This is a genomic window from Bradyrhizobium sp. SZCCHNR1043, from assembly GCF_032489675.1.
Lineage (GTDB): Bacteria > Pseudomonadota > Alphaproteobacteria > Rhizobiales > Xanthobacteraceae > Bradyrhizobium.
Genome location: NZ_JAUEYN010000008.1, coordinates 1 through 13,411 on the forward strand (window position 1 = coordinate 1; position 13,411 = coordinate 13,411).

The 13,411-nt window shown below is 60.9% G+C and carries 12 protein-coding genes; 1 reads left to right on the forward strand and 11 read right to left on the reverse strand.

All coding sequences use genetic code 11. The features are described 5' to 3' along the window. The first annotated feature begins 347 nt into the window (after positions 1–347). Complete coding sequence (locus tag QX039_RS15025; protein WP_315774110.1) at positions 348–599, forward strand: hypothetical protein; 252 nt, start codon at positions 348–350, stop codon at positions 597–599. 63 nt (positions 600–662) lie between these two features. Here the strand turns inward: QX039_RS15025 and QX039_RS15030 are convergent, their stop codons facing one another. From QX039_RS15030 to gspG, 11 genes are all read right to left on the reverse strand, one after another. Beyond that, positions 663–5,129: an RHS repeat-associated core domain-containing protein gene (locus QX039_RS15030; RefSeq protein WP_315774112.1), complete on the reverse strand. Its 4,467-nt coding sequence runs from the start codon at positions 5,127–5,129 to the stop codon at positions 663–665. A 130-nt stretch (positions 5,130–5,259) separates the two neighbouring features. Then, positions 5,260–5,829: a hypothetical protein gene (locus tag QX039_RS15035; protein ID WP_315774113.1), complete on the reverse strand. Its 570-nt coding sequence runs from the start codon at positions 5,827–5,829 to the stop codon at positions 5,260–5,262. Positions 5,830–5,871: 42 nt separating this feature from the next. Continuing rightward, positions 5,872–6,651 (reverse strand): type II secretion system protein GspK, encoded by a 780-nt coding sequence (locus QX039_RS15040; protein ID WP_315774114.1) that lies wholly within the window; start codon positions 6,649–6,651, stop codon positions 5,872–5,874. A gap of 271 nt (positions 6,652–6,922) precedes the next feature. Beyond that, complete coding sequence (locus QX039_RS15045) at positions 6,923–7,279, reverse strand: hypothetical protein (RefSeq protein WP_315774116.1); 357 nt, start codon at positions 7,277–7,279, stop codon at positions 6,923–6,925. 158 nt (positions 7,280–7,437) lie between these two features. Continuing rightward, complete coding sequence (gene gspM / locus QX039_RS15050; protein WP_315774117.1) at positions 7,438–8,007, reverse strand: type II secretion system protein GspM; 570 nt, start codon at positions 8,005–8,007, stop codon at positions 7,438–7,440. Continuing rightward, positions 8,004–9,152 carry a PilN domain-containing protein gene (locus tag QX039_RS15055; protein ID WP_315774118.1) on the reverse strand — a complete coding sequence of 383 codons (1,149 nt, stop codon included), beginning with the start codon at positions 9,150–9,152 and terminating at the stop codon, positions 8,004–8,006. Before QX039_RS15055 ends, gspM begins: the two co-directional genes overlap by 4 nt. 9 nt (positions 9,153–9,161) lie before the next feature. Further along, positions 9,162–10,928, reverse strand: a complete 1,767-nt coding sequence (locus QX039_RS15060) for a GspE/PulE family protein (protein ID WP_315774166.1) — start codon at positions 10,926–10,928, stop codon at positions 9,162–9,164. 20 nt (positions 10,929–10,948) lie between these two features. Next, a complete protein-coding gene (locus tag QX039_RS15065) occupies positions 10,949–11,776 on the reverse strand; it encodes a type II secretion system protein GspK (RefSeq protein WP_315774119.1) in 828 nt (275 codons plus the stop codon). Positions 11,777–11,784: 8 nt separating this feature from the next. Beyond that, entirely contained in the window at positions 11,785–12,435 is a 651-nt protein-coding gene (locus tag QX039_RS15070; protein ID WP_315774121.1) for a prepilin-type N-terminal cleavage/methylation domain-containing protein, read from the reverse strand. Positions 12,436–12,468: 33 nt separating this feature from the next. Next, entirely contained in the window at positions 12,469–12,876 is a 408-nt protein-coding gene (locus QX039_RS15075) for a type II secretion system protein (RefSeq protein ID WP_315774123.1), read from the reverse strand. Positions 12,877–12,893: 17 nt separating this feature from the next. Beyond that, complete coding sequence (gspG, locus tag QX039_RS15080) at positions 12,894–13,397, reverse strand: type II secretion system major pseudopilin GspG (RefSeq protein ID WP_315774125.1); 504 nt, start codon at positions 13,395–13,397, stop codon at positions 12,894–12,896. Positions 13,398–13,411: the final 14 nt, after the last annotated feature.

Below are 13,411 nucleotides of genomic sequence, written 5' to 3' on the forward strand. Positions count from 1 at the left end.
GATTGCTACCGGCTGGAACGACATTTGCCGGAAGGGACTTTCACCCTCTCAAGAACCGCGCCTTTCCACGGCGCACCCAATTATCCGTTCTTCACGGACGCTGTGCTAACGGCACGGAGAGACGGTGACAGCGACGTGTAGCCGCGCAGCACCTCACACCAATCGACTGCGCCGATCGCAGCGATCCTGAACCTCAACGGGACGAGACGCGGCGCCATGCTGAGGGCCTCGCGCCCAACCGTTGGGCCACTAAGCCCAATGGCTCAAATGTCATCGATACTCTTCCCCTTGCTCGATCAGCCGATGAGCCCAGATCACACTATGAGCTACTAAGATCGGCTCTCCTCGTGATCCTGCACTACAAACGTAAAGCCGCGCGGGGGATGAAGTCGCCTGAACCACCACCCGACCTGCTTTACCTCCTCAACGACAACCGTTCCAATCTGACCCGCAAAGTCAGTACGGATACCTACTTCCTGATGTACTTGATCAATTGCGATCTCACCTGCTCGTCGGGCATTTGGTGCGTCTACCACGCGAGTCGTGTAGAAGCCGAGTTCTGTCACTCGCCCATTTACGTCGCTATCGAGTTCCTTTGAGCGAGAACAGAATCCCTCTCCACGGAGAAGCACACGAAACCGCATAGAATAGCCTCCATAAAGTTATCTCCCGTTTTGGCACTGGCAACCTCCCGGGTCGCCTTGGTTGTCGGATGGGTCCTCGAAAATATCGCTATAGAGATCCAAGGCATCCTTGCCAATCGACAGTGGATTGAAGAAGTCCACTCCTTGCCCCAGTATTCCATCTCCGAGATATGTAGTCGCCGCGACCGCTCCTGCGATCTTATAAAACGTATGACCCCTCACACCGTTGGTTTGGACATGTGGTTGATTCCCGTTGCGAACATGCGCATCCTTTGGATGATGTAACAGACCTTCCCCTCCGTTCGCTTCCATCTCTAGCGTCTTAGCGTCTTTGAAAGTTGCGGTACAAACATCCTTGCCAGCCCGCCTCCAGCGGAGCGCTGTCTGGAACGAAATCTTCGACGTAGGAACCCAGCCTATGCGCCTGCCTCCTTGATATAGCCATTTCACGCCCTTGAACCAAGACAAGCCTTGCGGATCGATCGAACCGACGGGATCCCCCATGGCGTACAAATACAGACTCGGTCCGTCTACGAACTCCAAAGGATCAGGTTGGATATACCGACCGATCGTCGGGTCATAATCGCGATGCCAGTTGTAGTGGAGTCCAGACTCTGCAAGGTAATACTGACCCGGCAAGCGCAGATTGTTGCTCGCACTTCCGGTGATTGAGCGAGCCTCGCCATAAGGCCAATAGTCGGCATCCCAGACGACATTCTGGCTACCATCCGTCATCTTGCTCGGACGACCAAGATGATCCGGGTGCACGTACCATTGCTTGGGCGCCCCTGTATCGAGGTCGGCAAACATCGCCAATGGCATATCATCGATCCAGACATACTCACGCTGGATAACGCCGGTCACGCCGGCCTCCGCTATTAAACGCCCAAACTGATCGTAAATATAGTGCGTCGTTCCTGCAGGGACCATGTTCTGAGTTGCACGCACCGACATTCGCTCGAGGCCGTCGTAAGCGTAGGACGCTATCACGGTTGATCCGATTGTTAACTGATCAAGACGACCTCTGTTGTTGTACCGATATTGATAAGCCGTCGCCCCTCTAAGATCGGAGACTATATTGCCCGCGCTGTCGTGGGTCACCGTGCGCAAGGTCGTCGCCCCTTCCGCCGTGCCCGTGTAACGATTACTATTGTAGGGATAGCCCAAAACCCGGGTCGTGACGGTCTTCCCATCGTCGAACACATCGCCAGTACGGTTGCCGACCCCGTCCTGCCAATAGGTCTGCGTGCCCCAGTCGCCATAGACATTTTGCAGACGATGACTGGGCGTATAAACATAATTTTCATTACGACTCGAGAGGCTATTGTCCCAAACGTTCGTTATGTCGAAGTCATTGTACCAGTAGGTATAGGCCCGATTGATGATCGAGTTTGCTCCTTGCTCTACGACAAGAGTATTGAGATTGTAGTCCTGCGTAAAGGTTTTCCATAGGACAAGATCATTGCCATAGACCAGCGACTGCAGTGGCCCGAACGGCTGATACGTCACCCACTTTGCCAAGAGCGCTTCGGTGCCAGCCGCAGTAGCCTGCTGAGTGACCGTCGCAATCAACCCGTCCGCACCGCGATAATAATTGATAACTCGGCCTGACGGATAGGCGACCCGCGTCACATTGCCATCGAGATCGTAGCCGTAGCCCACGACGTAGACGGCGCTCCCAGTTACCTTCTTCTCTTGTGTCACTTGCCCGAGCGTATTGTAAGTCCATTCGACACTACCCGAACTATCTACAATACGCGTATTCCGTCCAATTCCCTTGTTGCCACCGACCACTGAATCCCACTCGTAGATTACGTTTTCCGACGGAGCCGCTGGATATTGCTTGGCCAAGAGCCGGCCAGCGTTATCATACGTGAGGTTAGTGACCACTCCACGGCCATCCGTAATTTGCGTTGGCAACCCGAGCGCATTATAAATAGATGTGGTCGTGCCAGTGTCGGGACTTACGCGCTGAACTACGTCTCCGAAGCCATCGCGGACGAAGCTAGTGCTCAGCGACCGTGGATCGATGTAGTTGGTGACGTCGTTGGTTCCGTTTAGAGTGACGGTAACGACGTTCGATTCCTCGTCTGTGGTTTTGACCAAACGATTCAATGCATCGAAAGTCCATCCGAACGCGTTCGAGCGCGGGTCGGTGATCGACACCCGATTGTCGGTCCTGTCGTAGCCGTGGGTCCAGGTTTGGTTCGATGCGCCAACGTATTTCAGGAGACGGCCCAACTGATCGAACACAGCTGTTTGCGACAGCTTCAACGATCCGCCGGAATCCTTGATACGACGCGCGGTAGCGTTCCCAAAGCTGTCGCGGTCATACTCCATCGATGAACCGCCATTGTCTTGAACTCCGACTAGCCGACGGCCACTATCGTAGGTGAACATTAGATACGCTCCGTTAGGCCGCGTGATCTGAGCGATGTCTCCAACCGCATTGTACGCGATTGCCGTTACCGCCGACTGCCCCAACGGATCGACCGTCATCGTCGTCACTCGCCCCTGGAGGTCGTAGGCCAGTGCGGTAACGACGCCGTTCGGATCAGTCACCGAAGTGGGCTGCCCCCGACTATTCACTGCATTAACGGTTGTGATCTGATTAACCTCGTTGGTGATGGTCGCGAGAAACCCGCTGCTATCGTACGTGTACACGACGGTGTCCCCGGCACCACTCAACGGCCCATCCACGGTCAACAACTGCCCGGCGCTACCGTAGGTGTATGTCCAGGTCCGGGTCTGGCCGTTGGTCGAGTATGGAACAGTCTGCGATGTTGTGTCCGTCTGCGTTACCTGTGTGAGTTGAGCCATCGCGTTCCAGCTGAACTCCGTAGTCACGCCGGGCTCTGCGATTGTAGTAGGCAGGTTGAACGTGGGGTGCCAAGCGTAGCTGGTTGTCTGCGCACTCGCAGTTCCGCTGCCGCGAGTTATCGCGGTGGGATTGCCACGATTGTCTCGGTCGGTGTGCGTCACACGCCCCTCGGCATCGATCTCATCAACCACGAGATCATTGCTGTTATATGCTAGCTGAGACGTCGACGCTGCACAGTTCGCAGACGGCTGGCCGTCGATCTGAGTCAGCAAGTTTGATTGCGTCCCATCGCTTTTTGCCAAACGATAGACCGTGGCTTTTGAGGCGGGATTTGTGACCGTCACCGTATTCGCGATGTCGTCGTAGGCGAAGGTATAGTGCTCGATGCCACCTGCGTGCTCCGAGGTCGCAACGCGACCATCTGCGCCATAACTCCAAGTCGCATGGCGCACGCCTCGTTCATCAGTGATCCCCGTCAGGGCGTACGGATCCGCCGTATTCTCATAATGATAGCGAATCCGGGGGTTATCCGCGTCGTCTGCAGTTGCGTCGGGCTCGATTACGTACTCCAGCGCCCAAAGATCTGGCGGATCCGCGTCATGCGCAAGCGCTGCATTGCGTGGATGGTACGCATATCGATAAACCTGCCCGCCGGGCACGGTCACGGATTGCAACAATCCGCCTGACGAGTAGGCAAATGACAGCGAGCGACCAAAGCTGTCGACAACTTCTGTATTGCGATCGTTGGCGTCGTAGATCAGGGTTTGTGTGTACCCACCCGGATAGACAATCGTCTGAAGCTTCCCGAAAAAGTTGTATGTCCATTTTCTATTGTCATTGGTCGTAAGTATGTAGTTCCCAGATGTGCTGTCTTGCACGAGACCTGCTACCTGGCCGCGAGCCCCCGCCACGAGGGAATTGGTATCCCAGCTGTAATGCTGCTGCGTAAAGACGCTGCCACTGGAGGAGAAATAGAGCAACTCCCCGCTCGGCAGGACAAAGACCATGGAAGAATCGCCAGAATAATTGAATTTCGAGTCGAAATTAGAGCGCCATCCGCGTCCGAGACGCGTTTCGCGTAGGTTGCCAATCATCGAGTCTTGATTGCTGGTATAATATCGCTCGAACTTAAGCGGCTGCTCGCCGGCAGTAGAAAAATCGAGCCTATATTCCCGCTTGGTTCCGCTCCGGATATCTACCGGGTTCGCCGCTTCTGCCTGGCACATGCGGCGCTGATCTGGCGGCGGCCGTCGAATACACCCAGTCGCTCCCATCCTCGTACTATCAGCACAAGACAAGAGTGCTATAGCATCGTGAGCTATATATTCGTGAGGCTGACTCTCGCTGCCACTGCAAACGGCAACATATTGCCCAGGTGCGTTCGGATTGTTGTACTGGAACCCGCATCGTTCGAGAACCCACGGCTTCTGTGGTGGCAGCGAGACAAAATAATTCCAGTCCGCCAAAGCGCATTCAATGCCATCGCTGCAATGGTGGCCCCGATCCATCCACATGACCCAATCATCGGCACAAGCTACTCGCGTCATCACGACGTTGGCCGTCAAGGATAGAATTGCGACCAGAAACCCCACACCCCACCGGGCGCGTTCGACCAATCGTCTTCCACTCGCGCTTACACTATCGCTGCGCTCCACAACGGACATGCATTCCTCCTCAACGCCTTCCGCCAATCTATACGGAAGGGTGAAGATAAAGGACGCGAGCCTGTCCTTCAGTTCAATTGGAGTCTCTTGTTTTCCACAGTTTATAGTTGTGTTGAACGAACCAAACACGTTACTCAACTTTTACGTGCTCGATATCGCCCGCTGATCCCGCAGCATGACTCGGGCTACCCAAAGCTATTGCGATCAGCAGCATGCTCGGTCTGCTCGCCTCGGCGGTCGGGGCCTGCCCTTGATTGCGAACCCGCTCCTCCATGCGAGCTGCGTGCTCCTGATCCATCGACGACTCCCTGATCAACTTGATTACAAGAGCCTCGGCTTCCTCAAGGGTTAGGAACCGCGATTTGGACAACTGCAGGCGCACAACGAACGGAATCGAGAGGGTCAGCCACCCCAGTACGAGAAGCAAAATATAAGAGCACATCCGAGCGCCGAGAGTACGTGGCCCGGCGATCCCAATAGGCACCACCTCTTCGATCTCCGACAGCTCCAACGATGGACTCAGAAGCCGAGCGCCCCGCAGCCTGCGCACCACCAATTCCCCCAGAGAAATCACACATTGCCCAGGCCTGGTCTCAACGATCCGCTCAAGCCTTTGGCCCCGCAGCCCTTCCTGTAAAATGACCAGGCCATCGGAGTCATAGCCACCCACATGGTCCTCCACCCGGACCCAAGATTCCATCACCGAAGCCTACGCCCTGCGCCCAGCCAGGGGCCCCCAAGCTTACGTCATCTTCCAGCTGAGAAGGAAATAGGGATGTACCGGATTGTCCGTCATTCGAATAACAGCTCGATATCGAGAAACCTGGCCTGACTTTTCGACTTCGATACAGATCATGAAGGCGCGACCGCGCAAGGATGACGTTGGCTCTTCGTTTGCGCCGATCGGAAATGGAGGGGGGCGATCTGAGGCTGTCCCCTGCTTACTGATCATCTCGGGCATCGCTGCCAGAGCTTCAGGTGTGGCACGTCGTGGGTCAACGAACTGGCTTCCGGAATACACGGTCAGGGCTGGTTCGATCCGCTGGAAGAGAGCAGGCGTCATGTCCATTACGAGAAGAAGCTCGTCGACGCTCTGAAACGGGCCGTTGCGCGGCCGGTGAGGACTATTCGCCGCGCGATAGTCGAACTCCTTGGCGCCATTAAGATGCTTCAACTCGCTCGCGGTTCGCCAGTCTACGATCTTGTCTGCAAGCCCACTTGCCGCATCGGCGTTTAGCCCCGCCGACCGCAGCAAACTGGCAAGCAAGGCAGGGTCGGCCTGGTTGATGTCGATCTTGCCGAGCTCGTCCTGGATCACGATCCGGATCTCGGCTTCGCCAAAGTGGAGCAGGTGAACCTCGCCTCCACCTGGCCGCAAGAGGCGGTCAGATTTTTGATCAAACAATCCCGACACGGCGTAGTCCAGCGCCCCGTCTGCAGTCGTACTCAGAATCGCAAGTTCACAATCGTTGCGGGCGAGGCGGTACGACACGTCGCTGCCCCAGAGCAGCGACAGTGACAACGTTGTCAATAATCCTAGGATCCACAGGACCGCTATGACTGGCATTTCTGATCTCTGGGACTGCCGTGGTCCGAAGATCGCTTGGCGGACCACGGTTTCGAGAAGAGTCCTATCTCATATGAGACCACTGAGAAGCTCAGCCAAGCAGGAACGAGCAATTCGCGCTCCTCCTCTACGACGGGCTGTCTGCGGATTGACCCTTGATCTTCCGTCTGTGCGAACAAGGCTATTCTACTCCTGCTCGATGGGCCGCAACGCGGCCTGCATCCTTTCAATTCTTGGGGTAGAGCTGCAATTCGATCGCGCGCCCTGCCTGCTCGATCCGAACACCTGACGCGTCGATCGACGTCACCCGCCAGCCCTGAAATATCTCGTTTTCGTTGATCCAGGAGCCTGGGCTCCCGCCACCCTTGCTGAGCAGATAGGCCTTGCTCGTGCCGCCGTTGATCATGACACCGCCAACCAGGACGCCCGGGTCAGTGGCCACCGGGGGCGGAGCGGCTACTGGCATCGGCGGTGGCCGCGCGGGTGGGGGCGGAACGAACGGCTCGCGCGACTTCTGGAACACCGGATGGGCCAGGATCTCGGCATATGTCTGCAGCGGCTGCCGTCCAGCCACGCTCGCCATAGTCCGGGGCACCGGCGCTTCCCACGCCGCGCGGCGGGCGCGAGGGGCTTCTCCGCCCACGACCAACGTCACGAACCAGGCTCCGAGCAGCAGATCAAGACACGCCAGGAGCGCCAGAACTCCTGCCCCCGGCCTCATCCGCCATCGCACAAGGCTCCTCATTGCACGGCACCGTAGATGTCGAGCTGCGCCTGAAGCACCGGCTCCTCGGCCGTTCCCGGGCGCATCGCAGGCCCGCTCTTCAGCACCGCATTGGCAATGAACAAATATGGCCTTGCGCTCTCGACCGCGTGGACCGCGCGCATGACGGCAGGCAACGGCCCGGATAGGTCGATGCGCGCGCCGCTGTACTTGATCTGATCGACGGTCCGGCCCGGCAGCGACTGAATCGCGCGGGACTGGGCGCCGGCATTGCCCATGATCGTCTTCAGCCTCGTCTGCAGGTCGGCGGCGATCACGTTCTCATTCGCACCCGTCAGGAACTCCCCGTTCTGGAGCTGCGACTCGGTTTCGGAGGCAAGGCCCGCGATGGCCGATGCCTGGGCCGCGATCGCGCTCAGGCGTGCCAGCAGCACCTGCTGCTGCTGGATCCGCGCCTCACGCTCGGCGAACATCGCCGCGATCGGCGCCACGAAGCCCCAGAACAACAGCGCAAGAAGTGCGAGGTTGACGACGATGAACAGGCCACGGCGCCCGAGCTCGTCCCTGCGCTTCGTCCATTCGCTCATGGCGCTACCTCCTTGAAGTCATCGGGCACGCGAATCCTGGCCTGCAATGAAAACCGTTCCCGGTTCTCGATCGGATCCATCGCCACCGGCGACGTCAGCGCGGCGTCCACGAACAGTCTCGATCCACCGAGCGTGTTGATCAGGCTCGGCGCCGCGGCCGAGAATCCGGTCATCGTGACCGATGTGCTCCGCGGGTTCGCTCCCTCCACGAGCCGCAATTCGGTCAGCCAGGAATGTTTCGGGAGAATACGCGAGGCTTCATCCCAGACGTCGATCAATCCCGGCACTTCGCTGCGCTGCAGACGAAGGCGCGACAGCGTTGTCCGCCGCTCTCGCAATTGATCCACCAGGACGCGCACGCGCTCAGCGCCCTTGCGCGCGACGACGATCTCGGCATCGAGACGATCCAGCGTCGCCTGCTGACGGACGAAGGTCAGGACCGCGATGCCGGTCCCCAGAAGGACGGCAAGACAGCCGAGCGCTGCGATCGCGACGGTGGAGGTCTTGCGGCCCGCGATCGGACCCGCCAGGCGGATCGCCGGCGAGGCTCGATCGTCGCCGAAGACGACGAAGGCGAGCTGCGTGACGGCAAGCCCGAGCTGATCGGCGGCCTGCTGCACATGATGACGCCGCGTCACCCACTGCCGAACCGCGATCCGGCCGTCAGGCGACGTGGCCGTCAAATGGTCGCAATAGATGTCCCCCGCCTTGAAGGGCGTCCGGCGCAGCAGGTCCTGCGGCACGATCGTGTCGATCGCGTCCCTCGCCTCGCGCGGAAGCATGAGATCGCGGCGGAAAACACTCTCTTCCGGAAGACGCAGGCCTAGATCGACGTCCCGCCGATCCAGATCATGACGCTTCAGCATGGCCACGATCGCCATCGCGGCCTGTTCCGGACCGGCTATCTCGCAGACGTCCGTTCCGGATCTGGGATCATCCAGCCGAAGCCGAAGTCCGGACTCGCTGCCATCGACCAGAAGTCTCGTCCTGCCGGCCGGCGCGAGCGCGGCCGCGATCCGTTGCGGCAGCAGATCGAGCGCTTCCCTGCACCACCACGCGACCGCGGATTGCACCCAGTCGCGCGGAACCCTCGCACGAACCGCCGCCAGCAACGCTCCCTTGTCCCAGCTCTGATCCATTGCCATCCCACCGCCCTATCCCATGCGCGTCGCGCGCAGGACCTCCTCGATCGTGGTCTCGCCGCGCCAGGCCTTCCGGATGCCGGTCTCGTACATGCTCTGCATGCCCTGCTCGCGGGCGGCGCGCTCGATCGCCGTGTCCGAAGCCTTGGCCAGGATCAGACTCTGGCATGCCTCGTCGACGACCAGCATCTCCGCGATGGTCGAACGTCCGGAGAAGCCGGCATTGCCGCAATCGGAGCAGCCTTGCGGCTGGCGAATGTCTGGCTGCCCCAACGCACGGAGTCCGGTCACGGACCGCTCGAAGCTCTCCGCCCAATAGCTCGCCTGCGGATGACTATGGGAACAACGGGAACAGAGCCTGCGTACCAGACGCTGTGCAATCACGCCCTTCAGCGTCGAGGCCAGCAGATAGTTCTCGACGCCAATGTCGATCAGCCGCGTGATCGCAGACGCCGCATCGTTGGTGTGCAGCGTCGACAGCACGAGGTGACCGGTCAACGAGGCCTGGATGGCGATGCGCGCCGTCTCGAGGTCGCGGATCTCGCCGATCATGATGATGTCGGGATCCTGGCGGAGCATCGAACGCAGCGCATGAGGAAACGTCAGCCCGATCTCCGACTGGACCTGGACCTGATTGATCCCCGGCATCTGATATTCGATCGGGTCCTCCACCGAGAAGATCTTGCGCTGGGTGCTGTTGAGCGTCTTCAGCGCCGTATACAGCGTCGTGGTCTTGCCGCTGCCGGTCGGTCCGGTGACCAGGATGATGCCATTGGGCTGCTGCAGCAGGGTCTGGAGCGTCGCGATGTGCTCATCGGAGAAGCCGAGCTCGACGAAATCGAGGCTGATGCGATTGCGGTCGAGCACGCGGAGCACGACGCTTTCGCCGAAGGCGGTGGGGATCGTGGAGACGCGGAAGTCGATGTCAATGCCACGAACCGCGATCTTGATGCGCCCGTCCTGCGGCAGGCGCCGCTCCGCAATGTCGAGCTTCGACATGATCTTGACGCGGGACGTGATCGCAGCACGCAGGTCCACTGCGAGCACCTGGACCGAGCGCAAGGCCCCGTCGATGCGATAGCGGACGAGCACCTGGTCCACATTGGGCTCGATATGGATGTCCGACGCCCTCGCCTCGACGGCGTTCGCGATGATCTGATTGACGAGGCGGATGATCGGCGCTTCGCTCGCAAGATCGCGCAGCCGCTGCACGTCGGCTTCGTTGGCCTCGGCGCCGCCGGTGGCGCGGGCCTCCTCGCTGCGCGACATCGCGGGATAGAGCCCGGCGCAGGCCTTGTCGAAGTCAGCCGCCGTGAACAGCCGCATGTCGACCGAAAGACCCGTGAGGAATGCAAGGGCCCGGATCGGATCGAGATTGAACGGATCGGTGACGCCGACGGCAAGCCGGCCATCGCTGCAGCCGAGCGGCAGCACATGATTGTGACGCACGAACTCCGCTTCGACCAGTTCGGGCAACACAGGGTCGATCGGAATCTGATCCGGACGCACCAGATCGAGTGCCAGGAATTTCGACAACGCGGCGACCAGACCGGCCTCCGACACCAGACCGAGCTTGGTCAGCACGGTGTCGAGCCTGTCTCCGGTGGTTTGCGCCGCGCGTCCGGCACGGTCAAGGCTCATATGATCGACGATGCCTTCGGCCCGCAGGAAGTCGCCAAAACTCTGCAACAGTGCGGTCCGGTCCATGTCGGGCATGGACCGGTGCAGCTGCGCGCGCGGCTGCTCGATGTCTGCGGCAAAGGCGTCGTCCTGCTGCATCGCTGGCCCTGCGCGTCTGGTCATCGCGTCCCCCAGCTGAGCACCCAATAGGGCTGCTGCGGATTTTCCGTCAGGCGCACCGCGACCTCGCCTTCGACGACGCGCGACGCCTGGGAAAACTCGGTCCGGATCGTGAAGGCGCGCCCACGCAGCACCGTCATCGGGTTGCCTTCGGCAAGGCCAGACCTGGCACCGTCGCGCGCGGCCAGCGTCGCTTCGGCACTCTGCGCGGTCATGCCGGGCAGCGCGCGCAGCACCTCGCGCGGCGCCAATTGCGGATCAACGAACTGCCGTCCCGAATGGACCGTGAGCGCCGGCGCGATCCGCGCAAAGATCACCGGAGTCATGTCCATCACCAGGAGCAGCTCATCGACGCTCTGGAACGGACCGTTGCGGGGATGATAGGCGGCGTTGCGCGACGCGTAATCCCGGTCCTTGGCGCCGTTCAGATGCTTCAGGGACGTTGCGGTTCGCCAGTCCACGATCTTGTCGGTCAGGTCAGCGGCGGCCCGCGCGTCCAGCCCTGCTGATAACAGCAGGCTGTTCAGCATTGCCTCATCGGTCTGGTTGAGGTCGACCCGTCCGAGCTCGTCCTGAATCCTGATGCCGATCCGCGTGCCGTTGAAATCGAGGGTGTAGAGACGGCCGTCGGCGCGCCAGCGGCGGTCCGCCCGGGCATCGAGCAGACCGTCGATGGCGGCGTTCACGCCGGCCTCGACGAGCGCACCGAGAGCGGCCTGATCGACGCCGTTACGGGCAAGACCATAGGACACGCTGCTCGACCATGACAGCGACAGCGCAATCGCCGTCAGTAGCGCGAGCCCCCAGAGAACCGACAGCACCGGCATGAGGCCCCCTATCGCCCGCGACAGCGCATCGTGAGCGCGTCGTAGACGCAGGCCACATCGGCCTGCACCCGCGGCGCGATCACGAGCTCCGGCCAGTGACGGGCATCGCCGGGATGCATCAGGACCCGCAGCCGGATCAGGCCGGGAGCCTCGCTCTGATCCTTCCAGCTTGTGCTCCAGGCCGCATTGGCGTCTCCCGTTGCTCTTGCCGCATAACTGAGCTCGATCCGATCGATGTCGGACACCAGCAGCGTCCGCTCGGTGTCCTGCTTCACCGCCAGTTCGGGTCGGGACTGCAGAACGAGATCGACCCCGTCACGCCTGCGGTCGGCGAACAGCTTGAAGCGGAAGCGGCCGGCCCCACCGGACACGGCCGGCGCGTCGCTGAGGAACTCGAGGCTCTCGGCCTGGCCGTCGATATCGATGCGCCGCTGCGCCGCGCCTTCGCCCAGCATCATCGGATAGAGATTGCCGATCAGCCGCCGCAGCACGTCCTGTGCCGCGAGCTCGCGCTGGAACGACTCCGCACGGGCGCTGCCGCTGCGCCACGCCTGCACGCCGAATTTGAGATTGTCGAACAGCAGAACGGCGAGCAGGCTGAACAGCGCCAGCGCAACGAGAACCTCGACCAGGGTGAAGCCTGCGTCGCGATCATCCATCCCGCTTGCTTTCGGCGACGTCATCGGCCTGGCTCACTGCGATCTGGAGGCTCTGGGCCCGAGGCGGAGCGTCGATAGCGCATAGGAGCGCGGGTCCTGCCCTTCCAGCCAGCCGATCTCGACCGAGACCTGATACAGCTCGACCGGGCGTGCATCGCTGTTTGGCGCCGGCCGATAGGGCTGCATCGCAAGGCGCCACCGATAGCCGTTCGCCTCGGCGCCATCGCGCGTCTCGGTGCGCAGCGGAATCGAATTGCCGACCTGCGCCATGAGCGACTGCGCCAGCGCAACGGCACCAGCCACGCGTTCGGCCATGCCCGTTCGTGACAGTCCGGTCGAGAACAGGCTCATCACCAAAGCGAGGCCGACCGACAGCATGGCCAGCGCAACGAGGACCTCCACCAGCGTGAAGCCGGCCTCGTCGCCGTCCGCGTGCTTCATCTCTGCCGCGGCGGGAGTCACGGCTGCCAGCTCGTCACATTGGCCGTGGCCGAGGTCTCGTCCTCGCGTCCGTCAGGCCCGAGCGAGACGATGTCGTAGGCGCCATGCTGCCCTGGGAATTTGTAGACATAGGGCCGTCCCCACGGATCGTTCGGGACCAGGGTGCCGCTGAGATACGGTCCGTTCCAGCTGGTCGCCGTCGCCGGCTTCTGCACCAGCGCGCCGAGTCCCTCGGACGCAGTCGGGTAGCGGCCGCTGTCGAGGTGATAGAGGTCGAGCGCCGAGGACAGGCTGCGGATCTGGATCCGCGCCGTCTTGAGCTTGGAGTCGGAGAGATAGCTCAGCACGCGCGGGCCGACGAGACCCATGATCAGGCCGATGATGGTGATGACGACCAGCATCTCGACCAAGGTGAAGCCGGCCTCGCCATCGCGGCCTCTGCGCAAACGAAACCGGAATTGCCCGCGCCACGCGGCCACGCGCGGCCTCACCGCATCACGACATTCCGTCCATCCCAGCATGATCGTCCCCTCCC